We start from the raw sequence: 17,863 nt of genomic DNA, 5'->3' as shown, positions 1-17,863 counted from the left end.
TTTACACAAAATAATTATTGCTTTTCAAAAATGTATGTTATTACATTTTCTAAATTCGAAGACTGATCTGCATCCGTCATTCTATGCTGATACCCTTCAAACAAATTTTGATCAAATTCCTTATTCCCTACCAATTTAAAGCTTGTACCATCTGCAAGTATAGCTAATTTAAATCTTGTTGCCCAATATTTTTTTTGTGTTATGAATACTAGACCTCCTTTTTCCACAACTTTTTCTGCACTCTTAATAAAATCTTTCATTAACTTACTATTGACAACAGTTTGTTGCGGTCTCGGCACTGATTTAAAAGGAAAATTAAATATAATATTTCCATATTTCTGAGAAGGTACTGGTAAATTAGTTGCATCAATATTGTGTAACACCTCCACACCAGAAGATTTTATATATGATATATTACTAGAAGCATTTGCATATTTGGATGTTACTTCGTCCAAAGATTCTATAGTTGTAGCAATTACATCTTCTTTTTTTGAAGGGTTTGATGTAATTATACTTTTTGTAAATGAAAAATTTCCTTCTCCCAGTAATAAAGTTTTCGATGAATGTCCTTCAAATATATCTGCTGTACTGAAAGGTTTAGAAAGATCAATTTCCCTATTTACAACTCCTGTTGCATTGGTTCCTGATTTTTTAATCCATACTAAATGAACACTATAATACCCATCTATCTCTATATTTTTTGGTTCCCAATCCTTACCTAACACCTTTGCTTGAGGAGTAGCTAAAGCCGCATCAACTCCGTTATTCTTATTCGTATCATATACATTCATGAATGCTTTATAAGTATCTGATTCACTTAAGTACAGCCCTCCAATTGTTTCTATATCTTCTTTTAATAACTTTTCATAAATCGCTTTAGAAACACCTTTAGACTTAATTTTATCAGGAATATCAAAATTATTACTTAAATGTTTTTCGACAATACTAGATTTTCCAACTTCAATAATATCTTCTCCTTCTTTTTGTAAATAATGGGTAAATTCCTTCGCTCCATCGATCCCTTTTTCTTCTTTAAGAGTATATACATACCCTTCTTTTTCGAATTGGTATTGTCCTGATTTTGGTTTTGTTTTCCTTACCCATTCTACAGAAACTTTATAGTCTCCAATGTTTATATTCTCAGGAGTCCAATCTTTACCTAATACTTTTCCGCTTGGAGTAGACAAAACAGCCTCTACTTTATTTTGTTTTTTAGGATCAAAAGCTTTAATAAATGCGGCATAATTATCTGAATCATCAAAAAACTTCGATTCAATTCTTTGTATATCTCTTTTAAACACTTCATCATACATCCTTTTAGAAGCTCCTTTTCCTCTTAGTTTTTCGGGCACTTCAAAATTGTTAACTAAGGTCTTTGTTGATTCTACAAATCTTGAATCTCCAATCTTTTCTAGTTCACCTTCATCTCCTTTTTGCAAATAATGAAAAAACAATTTTTTATTTCCATTTTCTCTTTCTTCTATTTTTACTATATATTTATAGCCTTCTTCTTCGAATTTGTATCTTACTGGATTAGAAACTGATATAGACTTTTTTAAGTAAAATTGACTAGGGTTATTTGCGTCCGCTACGACATCTATAGTTGCCGTTTTATTGGCTCCATTTTCTAAATACCCTATTTGCCTAAATTGTCCTATCTTATTAACCTGTGTTACACTATTAGGCAACCATCTGGCATTATCCGTTAAAGTCAGTTTATTATCTACAATATCTATTTTTGATAGCGCCGGATAATTATTATCTACATTATTTATGATCAGATATCCATTTTTAACACCAAAATCAAAACCATCAGAAGCTTTTTCTAAAGAGGATAATGTTCTGATTCTAAATGTTAACAGATCTTCATACACTTTAGTTATATTAGCAATCCTATCGGCTTTACCCAATTTTATTGCTTCTATCAACTTATCTATTCCTGCAATAAAATCTAGTTTTTGAGCAGTGGTTCCATTATTAATTAATTCGTCTGCAAACTTTCTGGCTTTGCTCATATCCAAGGTAAACGATGAGATTTGTAGTTCTCCTTTTACCGTTTTTGATTCAAATTTCAAGAAATTACTCCCTCCAAGAGATCTAACTAATCCGTATACATTCCATAAAAAATATACTCCATCCCAAATGACCAGTGATTTTTGACCAAACTGTTCTATAAATTCATCTTGATTGATCGTAATAACAATATCTGTTACAGCAGCACTTACCTCTATCACCAAGAATGCTGTAGATCCTCCCGCGGTATAAGGTGCTAAAGCTATTGCTAATACATCCAATCCTACCCTTAAAGCTCTTTCATTTAATTCTGAATCTCGAGACTTATCTAACCATAAAAGGAATATTGAGGGAACCATATAATATTCTCCAGCAACCAATGAACTATTATATTTGGCATATATGTCATCATTTAAATGTATAAGGACTGGAGCAAATGGATCAAATTCTTTCTTAAAAATAGCTCCTTTCTTAACCGTATCTCCAATTGCAACTAGATCTTTAATATTGATTATCACAGAGCCATTGTTATTCTTTAAATTAGCTTCAAATGATGAAAATCGATCGACCCCACTATTTACCCAATCTGTACCATACAGTTCAAATAATTCTGTTTCATATTCCTTATAAGGAATCTCTCCATAATTTTCTTCGCTAACAACAAACTTATATTCTTCTTTAATACGATTGATTTCTGACAGGCTATTATATTTTTCTGGATTAAGTTTGATTACCCAATCAGAAATGATGGCTATGAAACGATATATATCTGAACTATTATAATCTAGCGAAGTAAGGATATAATTTAAATATTCATAATTATTAATAAATTCTAATAATACTTTTTTATCCTTATCATCAGAAGTTGTCGTAAATATTTTTAGCAAAACATGTTCAGATGAACTTGTAAGGTCATAATATCCTTTAAAAAGAAATCCATCCTCTGCAAATGTCTTTATAATTTGTTTTTTATCTTCTATATCTATTTTATCCCAGAAACAGTCCCAATTATCACTTAATGGATCATTATTTACATCTGAATCCATAAAAAGGTCAATAATCTCTTCTGCTGTAACTTCTTTCGGAAGTTCAAATTCTTTAACAGCTTTTGAAATTATAGGATAGTAATTAATATCATATTGTTTCCAATGATTTATTAAAGCTTTTAAATTATCCTTGTTAGATTTTTTTAGTCCTTCTTCATGATATGAAGAAAATGCTTGTACAGGGATTAATTCTGGTTTTGAAGAATACTTATGTCCATACACATAAGTATACTTTGTTATAAATTTTAATAATTGACCAGGAACCCCTGTTTTAAAACAATTTTTTAAAATAGCATTTTTTTGTAGTTGTGTTGCATGTATAAAAACATATGCATCATTATCATAAAATGCATTCCCATCATACCCTTCCTTATCAATATGATCATAAATAAATTGAATAACATCTTCGTCAAACTTAGGATCAAAATTGGCATAGATCTCATTGTATTTACTAATTGTGGAGAGTTCATCAACTAAAAAATCATATTCGTTTAAAACACCTTTTGCTGTATAAGCATCGATTTTTTGGACTGGAGAAACCTCAATCTGACCTATTTTATAAATAATATTTCTCCCATTGATCGCCGGAAAGCCAACAATAACCTTATCAATACTATCATTTGTATAATTATCAATAAACTTTTCATTGGAACCATTTTGAAACCCGACAAACTCGTTTTTACCACATACCGATATAGCATTGTATCTTCCTTTATCTTCTATTTCAAAACCAATTAGGGTCCCAAAAGGAAATAATTGAAACTTTTCGTCACAAGAAGTATCATCTCCCACACTAAAAGTAATAGATTTCAAATTGGAGGGTAAAGTAATAGGTTTTCCTGAGGGAGCTAAAAAAGTATATGTCCCATTTTCATTTTTAAAGTCTTCTAATCCTTCTATATTATTTATAGTTCCGCTTTCCCCATCTTCATCACCTTGAAACCAATACAACTTGAATCCGGGAGCATGAATCTTTTTCCAATCCATGTGATTAAAGACAGTACCTCCTTTATAATCCATTAAAAACTCAGTAGATTTTTCTGGAGTTTTATATTCTACAAATGGATGTTCTAAACCAAAAACCCCATGTCCTAACTCGTGTGCAATGGTGGTAGATTGATTCTTAGATTTTTGGAAAACAAATCCAAACTGCCCTTTAAGTGGCATAAAACCTTCTAATTCTTCTTTGGTATCGCTGTTAATTGCTTTCAGGTCTGTTACAAACAGATAATAGGTTTGTTCGTTATAGTTTGTTTGTGTTTTGAAATATTCATGTATTGCTTTTTCTTCTTTAGAATAATAATTCAACACTCCACTTTCTCCTGCATTAACTATTTGATCACTTTTGTCAATATCCCATACGCTTTCTGGAATTTGTAATCGATCTCCTGTAGTAATTTTAAAGTTAACTCCGGCTTTATTATAAATGGCATTAATATTCTCCCGTACTCTGGTATTGACATTTGCATTATTAACCGGTACAATCACTAAATTAATGGCATACATTTCTGGTTTTCCTAAGTGTACCAAATTGAATGCTCCTGCTATTTTATATTTTTCCGTTGAATCTTTTGGTTTTACAGTTGCGAGTATTTCCTCTATAAGATAATCTGACTTTTTCTTCAATGATAATGTTGCTATATCACCAGACCATTCTGCAGAAACCTCGATTCCTTCTTTGGTCTTAAAAACAATATCTTCTTTAGTAATGTTACTATCAGAAAATGTAGCCTTAGCTCTTATTTTATCTTCTCCTTTGATATCAGATATCACTTTATAAGGCATATGGTAGACCTCTCCATTTACCATGGTTAGCGATTTGTATTTTGATCCCAATTGTTCCTTAACATTATTGGGCATTTCATCAAAAGCATAAAATCCAGATTTTTCAAAATCTATACGAACTCCTGTAGCAGATATTTCAGAAACATCTCCATTGGTTAATCCGGCAGTACTCTCTTCTGTTACGGGTCCTCCATCGGCAACTTGCTCTTGACTTATAGTTCCATCCTCACCAATTGTCCATGCAGTTCCACTTTCATCTCTAATCACTACATCCTGTCCTCCGGGAACAATAGCTTGCTCCCCATTGGTTCCTGTTATTACCCAGGCATTGTTTTCATCTGGTTTTATGTCAGCAATAACAAAATCCACCTCTGCACTAGAGAGTTCTCCCTGATCTCCGGTTATCATCTCGACAATATCAAGATCAACATCTACCGTCATGCCTTCTCCTTCTCCAAAAGCAGGATCATATAAAGTGACAATCTCTCCTTCGGCCAATTGATTATCAGTATTGACCAAAACGTTGTCAAACTTTACTCCAAATCGAGCGAATTTAAAATAAGGTACTTTTACATATCCTCTTCCTGTTATTCTTCCACTATTGTTACTATCTAATTCAGTAATTGTCATTACAAAATCACCAGCCGTGATACGATCCCCTATCTGAAGATTAGGGTGTGGTTCTCTATTCGTTATAGCAATTGCATCAGGAACAATACCGCAGTTATAATTTGCAGTTTCATCTTGTGCAGTGGCTGTTGTTATTTCCTGAATTTCAGAAAATAGCCCATATTGATATTTACATTTCCCTTTTACTTTATATTCATATGTTGTACCGGGTTTTAAATCCCAAACAGTTGCCCAACCACTATTGGTTCGCATAGTAAACCATTCTGCATTGGGTTTATTAGCTTCTCGGTATGCTATGGTATATTCTGTATACACAGAAGGATCTTCATCCCAAAAGACATTAATTTTAGAAATTCCTTTGGGTTCTGCATAGACATTAATGGGTACAGTACACGGTGATGTTCTGGAAAACCAGAAAATTTCACTATTTCCTTCATTTCTAAAAAGACCAACTTCTTCTGCTCCCTGCAATGCTTTTGCTCTTACTCTCCATGCATATCGTTTTTCTGGTAATAATAAAGGTTGAGTCGGACCATACACAAATGAGGTAGACCTTGTTGTTGTTTCAAAAACAGGAGGTAATGATAAGAAAGCTGTTTGGGGATCAACAAAATCATCCCATATTTCTACAATACTCAACTCATACTCAACATTACTTACATTAATATGCCTTGGTGTCCATTGAAAAACAATATTATCAACTTCTTTTGGCTCAATATTAACTCCATCAAACGGAAGATTTAATATTGGAGGTTCATTCTTAAAAATATAGGTACTAGCGCAGGTTTTTGAGGATAGACGGTTCCCGGTTGTGAAATCAAAAACTTCGAAACAGAACTGATAACTACCTTCTGGAATAGTTCTACTATAAATGTTTGGATTGATTCCTTGTAAATTTTGAAACTCAAAATAAGGAGCCAGCTCTGCATTTGTCAATACCAAAGGAATACCACCATCAATAAGTAAGGTAGGAGCACCAACTACAACATCTCTACTTTCAAAAGCGATCCCATTACCCTCAAAAGATACTTTTAATCGAATTTGTTCTCTGGATATCGTAATATCGCTAAGCAAGAATTGTACTCTTAACGGGCTGTTTATTGTAGTACCGTCGGCATAATTATAAAAATTCACGGGTGCCGGAGGGTTAACTTGCGGAATTACTGTTATAGGAAATCGTTGCGCTAAGGCTTGACCAAAACTATAAAGCAGTATAAATAGTGTAAGTACTAATTTTCTCATAGGTTAGTTCTTTTCTACGTATTTCAAATCAAATTTATCTGGATCCGTATACTTAAGGGATTTTTTAAGATAAAAATCAATAATCTGTGTAATGATATACAATTCGATTTTTTGATCATCTTCTTTTTTATCCTTCATACGGAATATATTTTCTTTCTCTTGTTCCATCAGCTCTCTCAGGAACTTATCTGGATTTTCAACTTTCTTTAGAGAATTATAACTTTTAATAATCGGTAACGTCCAGCGGTGTCCTATCAATCTTGCTAAGGCAGTGTTAGAATTTTGTTGCAATTCCTTATACCGTTCTTGCAATGCTTTGGCACTATTTTGACGTTCTTCTTCTGTTCTTTTATGTAAACTATGGTTATCTACAGCTATTTTGGCTTTTACGAAAGCTTTTTCAAAAGCATAATCGAGACGTTGCATATCTCTTCTTAACTCTATCAATGTCTCGAATATCAATTGATTATACCCTGCAAGAAAATCTTCGTAACTATATAATTCTTTCAGGAAAACAAAAGCTTTCACCCTGTACTCATTTTTATTTTTCTCATCAGCAACGATCTGGCGTAACATACTAAGTTCTCCTTTTTTGTATCCAGGAATATGGTCAAAATGTGAATGGTTTTGAAGGTCTTCTAGTTGTACATTAATTTCTGCTCTTGTTCCGCGATACAGAGAATCTCTATATTTAAACTGGATAATTTCATCCGCCTTTGATTTCCTTACCCTCTTTTTCTTCTCCTTCTTTTTCTTTTCCCTTTCCGAAAGTTTAAATCTGGGGTTGAACTTATCGAGAATATAGTTATATCCAAAAGTTACCGTAAAATCATTACTAGAAGTTGTTGAGTTTCTAAATTGCGATAGTACGTTAAGGTTAAAATTGTGTTTTTTAAGATAAGTATATGAACTACCTAATCTTATATTCGTTACATCTCCCTGTTTTTCACCATTATTATTACTCTGATTATAACTTACTGACCCGGTTGTACGTAGTTTTTTATCAAAAAACTGTTTATTAGCAGATACTATAGGTCCGTATGTCACGCCTGTATCTGTACCAATAGTACTATAACTTATATTAACGGCTGTAGAAATATTTAGATTGATAATAGGATAACCAAATGTATAAGAGGCACTACCATTATAAAAATTAGAATCTCCATTTTCTACGGTTCGCCCTCCTTGTTTATTCACCGCATTCTGAAAAGATAATGCTATGTTAAGATTACGTTTTCTTGTTTCTGTATCTGTTAAAATATAATTTGTATTAAGATTTGCATTCTGCGAAATTTGTTGAAAATCCAGAGTATCCAAATTATCAATTTGTGAAACTTCATTAATAAAATCAAACTGATCCTTGATATTAGTATAGGATTGAAAATTAGAATATCCTCCTGAAAGGCTTAATTTTTCTGAAGCATTATATGTAAGATTAACAGCACTAACAACACGTTGTAGTTGAGTACTCTTTGTATTATCAAGATCATCTCTTTGCAAACCTGCGTTAAAAGCAATATTTACTTTATTTTCAAATAGATTCTGAGTAGCATTTAACGTAATATTTTCGAGATCATTATTAAAAAAATAAGCTCCCAAAGTTCTATAATCCGGATCAATATATTCATAACCAACACCAACAGTTCCTTGTCCCACAGGATAAGAAAAACTGGCATTAAAGGCTTTATAATGCTGTGTCGTAGCATTCGTTTTAACTAACGCCGATAAAACTGATGAATCTTCTGCTTCTCCTTCTGCATTTGTATCTTCGGTTATCGTAGAAGAAGCCACTTCTATATTAACCTCTCCTTTATCAAAAAGTTTTACTCTCCCCTCTATACTTGCCACTGCATTTTCTTTAGGCTGTAATTCTAATTCTATGGGGACAGGGGTATTAATAGAATTTTTATCATCAGAGGCTTTAAAGAAAATCGCTCCTATAGAAAATTTTTCAAAATCATAGCTTGTCTTAATACCGTATCCTATTCTTCGATACGCTGGTTGAGATTGTGGGTCATCAGGATTAAACTCTGATTCTTTAAGCAATCGACCATACATGGCACTTACTTTAAAACGACTTCCCGGAGTAAGATCTACTCCTAATCCTGTAAATTGATGTCCGCTTAATGTATATGGAGAAAATGTCATACTAACATCTCCAATATGAGTAGTTACCCATTTATAAGATGGATGAATACTTAATCGATTATAAGAAAAAGGATTGCTACTTCGAAATTCCTGATTAGAATATGAAAATGAGAAAGGGATATTATATACTCCACTAATATTCAAATTAATATTACCCGTTAAAAAATAGGTAAACGGTTCTCTATTAGATTGTCCATCATAAAAAATTGCGTTGGCTGCCACTCCTCCTGTTAATTTAAATAGTTTTGCTTTTCCTATTTGACCTAAATCCTGACAAAATGTTGTAACCGAGAAGCAGAAAAAAAAAGTGAAACAAAGTATTCTTGGAATCAAATAATGATATTTTCCTAATAAAAGAGGTGCTAAACGATACTTTTTTGATGAGGTCTCCAAAAACTCAAAATACTTTAATTAAAACTTCTAGATTTACTTACATTTTGAATAATACATAAACATCTAATGCATACTAATCGCTAGTTGTTTTACATATCTGAAGAAGGTACTTTTTGATCTTACCTCAACAATATACTAGGTACATAAAGATGGTTAATAACATTATTTCTGGAACCAAAATTAATTTAAAAGGTTTAGGAAATACTCACTGTTTTCAGTGATATTCTTGAAAAAAAAGATTCAAAAATTGTATTGTTAAAGTGTATAATATGCCTATAACGGAATTGTGAAGTAAAAGGTACTACCTTGGTTTTCAAAAGATTCTAACCATATTTTTCCTCCATGGGCTTCTACTATTTTCTTACAATGAGCTAAGCCAATACCAGTTCCTTCATACGTATCTCTGGAGTGTAACCGTTGAAAAATAGCAAATATACGTTCTTGGTGTTCTTTAGGAATTCCAATACCATTGTCTTTTACAGAGAATTGCCAAAAACCTTTAGTATCTTTCTTATCATCATTTTTTTTGATACAATTTATTGTGATCTCTGGTACTGTATCTGAAGCTCTAAATTTGATTCCGTTACTAATCAAATTTTGAAATAATAATCTAAGTTCAATTTCTGACCCATTCACTATTGGTAAATCAGCTATATGAAGTATTGCTCCTGTATTTTCTATTCTATTTTTTAAATCACTTTTCAATTCCTTCAATACTTCATTACAGCTCACTTTTGTATAAGCTTTACTTCTTCCCAATCTAGAATATTCTAATAATGCATCTATTAACTTCTTCATTCGAATACTGGCATCCTTAATAAAGGATAAACTTTCTTTTCCCACATCATCAAAACTTGCTTCATAATCTTCTGCAATAAGCCCTATAAAGCTAGATATCGTGTTTAATGGTTCTTGAAGGTCATGACTTGCTATATATGCAAATTGTTCTAATTCTTTATTTTTTGCCTCTAACTCAAGTGACTGTTGAGAAATCGCTTCATTTTTTATTCCCAGTTCTTTGTTTAATTTTTTCTTTTGAAGAAAACCTCGATAAATTAGCAAACTTCCTAACAAGGCTAAAAAAATGATACTCACCAATAGAATATTAATCTTTTTTTGAGCATTGATTTCTGATGTTTGTTTTTCTAAAATGGTACTTTGTTCTTCAATTTTTGAATTCTGGCGTTCTAAAAATTCATTTTGCTTTTCAATTTCCAGAGCGCTAGTCTTTATTTTCTCTTCCTGGTTTTTTATGAACACTATTTGCTCTTGAATATTTTTTTCAAGCTCTCTTTCGATAGAAATTTTTTCTTTATACTTTATTTTCTGTATCTCACTTTCGGTATACAGGTTTTCTATTTTTTCATTTCGACGAATAATCTCACCTTCTTTTGTATCAATTTCTTTTTCTTGATGATCTATTTTTTCTAGCTGGTCTGTTATTTTCTCCTTAAGAATCGCTTCTTGTTCATCTTTATCTTCTTGTACTTTTGTTAATGTTTCTTCTGTTTTTTGATACAATTGTTTCCATTTTTCAGAAGAGGAAATAGCATATTCTTTTAATGTAGGTACAATTACAAAATTTTCTTTTTTTATCCTACTTTCATTGATCTCATATTCAAATGCATCTGCAACATTAACCATGTTAATCATAGAAGCATTATAATTATAGTCTTCACTAACTAGTAATATATTTTTTTCCGAAATTTTATTCAGAATATATTTAATATCATAGTTATACTTATGATTAACATATAATAACTGGACATCTTGTACATTTTTAACTACTGTAAAACGTACAATCTCTACTGGCTTACCATGAATTTTACGTTTTTGTGCCATTGCATGGAGGTCTAAAATTGTTCGATCCGGTCCAAGAACACCGATTTTAAAACTTTTTAACTCATCAATATTTGGCCAGCCTATTTGCTGCGCAAAATTAAATACAAAAATAGGTCTATGTAGTCGTTTAACCTCTTCATTATCTGTTTCCTGAGCAGTTGTATTTAAAAAGAAAAAAGCAGTAAATAAACATAAGAATACAGGGGTTAGATATTTACGAATGGTCAATATATAAAACCTTTCCCCCATCATAATCTAAGTAGTAATCTTAAATAATAATTAGCTCCATTAACACCAAACTGCTGCACTCTTCTACTGTATGTGAAACTACCATCTTCAGTATTTGCTGCATGTTTATGTTTATCTGGGTATACATTAAAAATATTATTTCCGCCTAACGTAAATTTCATATAATCATTAAACTGATATGAAATCGCCATATCTGTAACTAATTTGGGAGAAAATGTTTGATCTCTTGTTTCTACATTTCCTGTAAAATCATTTACAACCCAATTTATAGGATTTCCGTCATTTGGATGTATAAATTTAACTTCGCCAAATAAGGTATTTACCATCTGAAACCTTAGTTTATCAAAATCATAAGATAACAAAGAATTGATTTTATAATTAGGTTGTCCATATTCTACTCTCGCAATTTCTTCTCTATTAAACAGCACTTCTTCCTGTCCGGTAAGTGCTGGTGAAACCTTTATAGCTCCTTTTACTTTAGTTCCTGTTATATTGGCTCCCAAAGAAGCATTAAACTCTCCACTACCAAGTGGGGTTTTATAAAACAAAGATATATCTGCTCCAGACGTTCTAGAGTCTATGGCATTGGTAAAGAATTGAGCTGCCCCTACATTAAATGGCTCTAATATTGTTTCATACCCCTCTGCAAATCTTCCAGAAAGTACAATTCTATCTTCTATATTGATCAAATAATAATCAAAACTAAAAGATAGATTATTGCTGAATTTTCCACTTATTCCTGCACTAAAATGGTTGGACAATTCGGGTTTTAATTTTCCGATATCAAAAGCCTCTGTGGCTACAGCACTTTCATTATTAAAAGTCCCTACTTGAACACTTTCTCCATTAATAAACTGGGTACTAATATTTTGAAAAAAGACCTGATGTAATGAAGGTGCTCTAAAGCCAGTAGAGAAACCTGCTCTAACGCTAATTTCATCTTTAATTCTATATCGACCCGATAATTTCCAAATAGCCTGCCCTCCAAAATCATTATACGCCTCGTATCGTCCAGCGCCTCGTATCAATAATTTTTCTGAAACATTCGCCTCTATATCCAAATATCCGGAACTATTTGTTCTAAAACGGTTTAATTCATTTTCTGGTTGAAAACCAGGAAAAACCTGAGCTCCAACAATTCTTGGTAACTCCATTCCTAAATCATCTATATAAGTACTTCCTCCATCTATATAAGAAGCTTCCTCTCCCGCAATAATCTGATAATTTTCTACTCTTAATTCTGCTCCAAAAGCAATATTTACTCCACTAAGCCAATCAAATGTTCTTGAAATATCCAGATTTGTAGTATTCTGTTTATACAAAAATCCTCCGGCATAAAAGGTTCTCGGCGAAGTCACTCCCAACGAAGCGTTATTAGAATTATTTACAGTATAATCTAATCTATTAATTCCAATAGAATGACTAAAATCTACATCCCAATCATTCTTTATTCCTTTTATACCTCCGGTAATTGCATCATCCTGGATATCGGTCATAATCTCAGGTGAAAAACCATTTGGAAATAATTCGAGGACCACTCTATCCTGATCTTTGGGGAAGCGATAAAAGCCTTTTGATGTGCCTTCTCTATAATTTCTTCCTCCATGCATATAAAATGTTGCATAATCAGACATTTTTATTTCCCCGTTAAATGATAATGCCAAGTTCTGTGTCTCTGCACTTCCTATTTCCATTACCCGTCTACCAGAATATCCTGTTTGTCCAAAAAAATTATTTTCTAAAATCAACCTCTGATCTTCTGTCACATCGTTAGTATAAACTGCACCTGTATACTCTCCGGACCGGTTTATTGATTCTCTATCTCTATATTCTGCAGTAACATTAATATACCCTTCTTCTCCTATTTTTAATCCAAAATTTGCAGAAGAATATATATTTACTCCATCTCCTTCAGTATTTAACCCTACTCTATTATCTATCTGAATAATCTCTATCTGTTTCTTAAGAATAATATTAATCACACCTGCTATAGCATCAGAACCATATTGTGAAGTAGCTCCGTCTCTAAGTATTTCTATTCTTTCTATAGAGGCAATAGGTATTGCATTAAAATCAGTACCTACAGACCCTCTCCCTACTGTACCATTAACGTTTAACAAAGAACTACTATGTCTACGCTTACCATTTACTAAAACCAGAACTTGATCAGGCCCCAATCCCCTAAGAGTTGCCGGATCTATATGATCTGTTCCATCTGCAATAGTTTGATTAGTAGAGTGAAAAGATGGAATTAAGTAATGTAAAATATGACTTAATTCTACCTGCGATGAATTTGTAAGGTGTTGTGGTGATACAATATCAACGGCTGCTGTATTTTTTAAAAGAGATTTGGGTTTGGCTCTGGAACCTAAAGAAATAGGCTGATCAATAGAAAACCCTGTTTTTAAAATAAAATCAAGTTTTGCTGTATCTCCAACTTTGACGTTAACTGTTTTAGAAACAGAAGTATACATAACAAATTTTGAAGTAACTATATACTCTCCTTCATCTACATCAAAACTATAAAAGCCATTAACATCTGTTGTTGTGCTTTTATCAGTGCCTTCAATAGCTACTCTTGCTCCTGGTAAATTACCAAACTGATCCGAAACATTCCCCGATATAATCGCTCTAGACTGAGAAGATACTCCCGAAATAACACCAATGAATAGGAAAAGAGTAAGGTATACTCTGTACCCTACTAATGAGATAGGGGATCTTTTTTTTATCTTCGTTTTAATATGTTTACTTATTTAAAATTAAATAAATGATTTATGGTGATATCCAAAACTATTATAAGTTAAATCAAATTACAAATATTTTTGGACAATACCTTTATATAAAATGTCAAATCATTTTGTTAGGAACATAAGGCTGGACGTACATCAGAAAAATATGTATTTACAATCTTACAAACTATTTCCTTAGATAACATTTTTTCCTGAAACTCCTTTATTTCTGGGATATTTTCTGCTTTTGTTCTTTCTTCTTCATTTAGTGTTGTACCAAGCATAAGAACAATAATAGATTTTTTTAAATTACTTTCTAGTTTTTCAAACTCTGTAAGAAACTCCCAACCATTCATCACTGGCATATTTACATCCAGAAAAAGTACTTCTGGAACAATTCCTGATTGTATATACTCTAATGCTTCTCTCCCATTTTTTGCAACCAACACTTCTTCAACACATTCTGTCTTCTGGATTATTGTTTTATTAAAAAAATTGGTTGCATCACTATCATCTACTAAAAGAAAATATTTTATTTTTTCCATATTAAATGGTTATTACTTCACCTGGTTTAATCGTTATTATTCTTTTTAATGTAAGAAACATAAATTCACTACTTTTTAGTTTATACTTTAATACCTTGGTACAAAACAATCTAAAAAAATTTAAGTCATTCTTAAAAATATAAAAAACAAAATCTATTTAACGATTAAGTACATAAATAAACGACAAAAAGATACTTGTTATTATTTTTCGGTCAAAAATAAAGTAAATTCCTAACCTACAAACTTTATCTATCGTTAAAAATGATAGGTAATAATATTATAAACAGTATTCTAAAGTGTTCTTACTTATTAAAATGATTTTCTAATACATTATCCAATAAATCTAAGGATAGTGGTTTGTTGATAAAATCATCAACAGAGTGATTTTTGGCAGAAGCTCTTACATCATCGGGGTTAGAAGATGTAGACAATAAAATCACTTTAATACCTTCTCTAATTTGTTCATCTAGTTTAGAAAATTCAATTAAAAACTCCCACCCATTCATCGCAGGCATATTGATATCCAAAAATATAAGATTGGGTTTTATAGCCGTATTTTGTGCTACATTATTAAGATATTCAAGAGCTGCCATCCCACTCTGCACAGTATTTACTTTATGAAAAGCACTGTGTTTGGCAACAACTCTTTCGTTAAAGAAATTTGTGGCTCTGTCATCATCTATTAACAGAACGCAATCAACCAATGTATTCATTTAAATTCCCAATTACACTCAAAGGAAATAAACTTTCTTGATATTACCATAAGAAAATCTAATTTTATGAAAGACTTTTCGTTCAAAAACACAAATTTAACGGTAAACCGTACTTTATACAGTTGTTTTTATAATAGTAAAACTATGAATAGCTTAAAACGCAATAATCATCTTCTTTTAAATTGGTTTTGTAGTTCTTTTAACGAAGACTCTAAAAAATAAATGTAAATTTGGATTATATCGAATTCTAATGCATTCGAGAATATTGTAAGGAATATATGCTTGATAAAATAAAAAATAAATGTAAAACATCATCTTTAAAATATGTTTATTACAATCATATCGATGATATACCTCATGTTAACTGGGATATTATAAATCCAGAAAACAACATCTTTCTTTCTTTAGATTATCTTAAAACATTAGAGAGCACTCTTTCCAGTTCTATTCGCTTTAGATATATTCTATTTTATGATAACGACATTCCCGTTGGTTTTGCCGCAGCACAGCTTATAAAATTTAATTCGGCACAGTTAAAATTACAAGAATTCCCCTGCTGTATTAGTGACACTATTAAAAATACATTGTTTAAAAATTTAGATGTTAGAGTATTGGTGTGTGGTAATTTATTTTCTTGCGGCGAACATGGTTTTGTATATAATACCGATTACATCTCCTCAAAAACAGCATTTGAAAGTTTGTCTGATGCATTACGTGAAATCCGAAAATCAGAAAACTCAGACAAGCCCTCTTTTATTTTATTAAAAGAATTTTGGCCAGAGTCTTTTGATCATAGTGATTATATCAAAGAACATGATTTTAGAGAATTTAAAATCGATGTCAATATGGTACTACATATGCATTCTAACTGGAATACTTTTGACGATTATATGGCCAGTATGAGGACAAAATTTAGAACCAGGGTTAAAAAGGTTTTAAAAAAATCTGAAAACATAATCGTTAAAAATTTTGATGCTGAAGACATAGAAATGTTTAAAAACGAAATTGACAACCTTTATTTATCTGTAATTGAAAAAGCTGATTTTAAAATTGGTAAACTTAATGCTTATACCTTTAAAAATTTAAAAGAATCATTAGATCAAACTTTTGTATTTAAAGGATATTTTATTGAAGAAAAACTAATTGGATTTACAACCTCTTTTGTTACTAATGATGTCGTAGATGCTAATCATATAGGTATAGATTATCAGTATAATAGCACTCATTCTATATATCAAAAAATGTTATATGACTATGTTGACTTAGCCATACACAAAAAGGCTCGTGAGCTTCGATTGGGAAGAACAGCAGAAATTATTAAAAGTTGTGTCGGTGCAAAACCAATTGAGATGAAACTATATGTCAGGCATGGAAACTCTATTTCGAACACCTTATTAAAACCATTAGTAGAACTAATTTCTCCAAGTGAGTACGAAATTAGAAATCCTTTTAAACTCCAATTAGATTAATGGATTCATTAACTCAAATTGTTTTGGGAGCGGCTGTTGGTGAAGCTGCTCTGGGAAGGAAAGTAGGTAATAAAGCAATGCTATGGGGTGCGATTGCAGGAACTATTCCTGATCTCGATGTACTATCAAAAATTTTTGTAGATAATGTCACTGCTAATGAATTACATCGTGGCTTTTCACATTCTATACTCTTTAGCATACTAGCAGCTCCAGTATTGGGTTGGATGATTTCTAAAATCTATCAAAATAAAGAAGCTGATTGGAAAGATTGGTCAAAGCTTATGTTTTTGGGGCTTTTTACACATCCTATTTTAGACGCATTTACTACATGGGGAACCCAGTTATTCTGGCCATTCGAATATAAAGTTTCTTTTAAAAACATATTTGTAGTAGACCCTCTCTATACTATACCTTTTTTAATTTTTGTGATTCTTGCTATGTTTTATAAACGTACTCATCCAAAAAGGAAAAAATTCAATCAACTTGGGTTGTATATTAGTAGTATATATATGATCATCACATTAGGTTTAAAATGGTATACATATGGTATATTTCAAACCAATCTTGAAAATCAACATATTTCTTATAAAGAAATTCAAACCAAACCCACTCCATTAAATAGCATTTTATGGACTGCTAACATAGAAACAGAAGATTCTTTTTTAATAGCTTATTATTCTTTATTAGAAAAAGAAGATATCATTGTTTTTTCAGAATTCCCAAAGAATCATCATCTCTTAGGTAAAATGAAAAACGATCCTCTAATCCCTAGATTAATCAAATTATCAGAAGGTTGGTATACTATCGAAAAAAACGATAACAAACTATTTTTTAATGATCTCAGGTTTGGACAATTAGGCGTAGGCACAGAAGCTAGTCGTTTTGTTTTTAGTTATGAATTATTTTATGATGACAACGGTATTCTTACAGCCAAAGAAAGAGAACGAAATATGGAAGACACTACTCCTCTACTTAAAAAACTATTCAGTCGAGTATTAGGCAATAAATCATAAAAAAAGGGACTTCATTAACTAAAAGCCCTCTGATCTATTTAGTATA

The 17,863-nt window shown here is 31.5% G+C and carries 8 protein-coding genes; 2 read left to right on the top strand and 6 right to left on the bottom strand.

Annotated elements, in window-relative coordinates:
• Positions 1-14: 14 nt before the first annotated feature.
• The 6 genes from DK442_RS14310 to DK442_RS14285 form a co-directional block, all read right to left on the bottom strand.
• The gene (locus DK442_RS14310) at positions 15-6,716 is read right to left on the bottom strand and encodes a Rossmann-like fold-containing protein (RefSeq protein WP_109436581.1); all 6,702 of its coding nucleotides are present in this window, start codon (positions 6,714-6,716) and stop codon (positions 15-17) included.
• A 3-nt stretch (positions 6,717-6,719) separates the two neighbouring features.
• Positions 6,720-9,257, bottom strand: coding sequence for a hypothetical protein (locus DK442_RS14305; protein ID WP_109436580.1), 2,538 nt, complete (start codon positions 9,255-9,257; stop codon positions 6,720-6,722).
• Between the two features lie 273 nt (positions 9,258-9,530).
• Entirely contained in the window at positions 9,531-11,351 is a 1,821-nt protein-coding gene (locus tag DK442_RS14300) for a YfiR/HmsC family protein (protein ID WP_109436579.1), read from the bottom strand.
• On the bottom strand, positions 11,348-14,005 hold the full coding sequence (locus DK442_RS14295) for a TonB-dependent receptor domain-containing protein (protein ID WP_235010965.1): 2,658 nt from the start codon (positions 14,003-14,005) through the stop codon (positions 11,348-11,350). Before DK442_RS14295 ends, DK442_RS14300 begins: the two co-directional genes overlap by 4 nt.
• A 203-nt stretch (positions 14,006-14,208) precedes the next feature.
• Positions 14,209-14,622, bottom strand: a complete 414-nt coding sequence (locus tag DK442_RS14290) for a two-component system response regulator (protein WP_109436577.1) — start codon at positions 14,620-14,622, stop codon at positions 14,209-14,211.
• Between the two features lie 302 nt (positions 14,623-14,924).
• Positions 14,925-15,335 carry a response regulator gene (locus DK442_RS14285; RefSeq protein ID WP_109436576.1) on the bottom strand — a complete coding sequence of 137 codons (411 nt, stop codon included), beginning with the start codon at positions 15,333-15,335 and terminating at the stop codon, positions 14,925-14,927.
• A gap of 278 nt (positions 15,336-15,613) precedes the next feature.
• On the opposite strand from DK442_RS14285, the gene DK442_RS14280 reads away from it, so the two are divergent.
• Together DK442_RS14280 and DK442_RS14275 are read left to right on the top strand one after the other, a co-directional pair.
• On the top strand, positions 15,614-16,804 hold the full coding sequence (locus DK442_RS14280; RefSeq protein ID WP_109436575.1) for a peptidogalycan biosysnthesis protein: 1,191 nt from the start codon (positions 15,614-15,616) through the stop codon (positions 16,802-16,804).
• Positions 16,804-17,817 carry a metal-dependent hydrolase gene (locus tag DK442_RS14275; protein ID WP_109436574.1) on the top strand — a complete coding sequence of 338 codons (1,014 nt, stop codon included), beginning with the start codon at positions 16,804-16,806 and terminating at the stop codon, positions 17,815-17,817. Before DK442_RS14280 ends, DK442_RS14275 begins: the two co-directional genes overlap by 1 nt.
• Positions 17,818-17,863: the final 46 nt, after the last annotated feature.

Origin of the sequence: Aquimarina sp. AU119 (assembly GCF_900312735.1) — a bacterium.
GTDB lineage: Bacteria > Bacteroidota > Bacteroidia > Flavobacteriales > Flavobacteriaceae > Aquimarina > Aquimarina algiphila.
This window is presented reverse-complemented; position numbering and strand designations above follow the sequence as displayed.

Coding starts and splice junctions, on each gene's coding strand:
- DK442_RS14310 (WP_109436581.1), bottom strand. CDS start 6,716: ATGAGAAAATTAGTACTTACACTATTTATACTGCTTTATAGTTTTGGT.
- DK442_RS14300 (WP_109436579.1), bottom strand. CDS start 11,351: ATGATGGGGGAAAGGTTTTATATATTGACCATTCGTAAATATCTAACC.
- DK442_RS14290 (WP_109436577.1), bottom strand. CDS start 14,622: ATGGAAAAAATAAAATATTTTCTTTTAGTAGATGATAGTGATGCAACC.
- DK442_RS14285 (WP_109436576.1), bottom strand. CDS start 15,335: ATGAATACATTGGTTGATTGCGTTCTGTTAATAGATGATGACAGAGCC.
- DK442_RS14280 (WP_109436575.1), top strand. CDS start 15,614: ATGCTTGATAAAATAAAAAATAAATGTAAAACATCATCTTTAAAATAT.
- DK442_RS14275 (WP_109436574.1), top strand. CDS start 16,804: ATGGATTCATTAACTCAAATTGTTTTGGGAGCGGCTGTTGGTGAAGCT.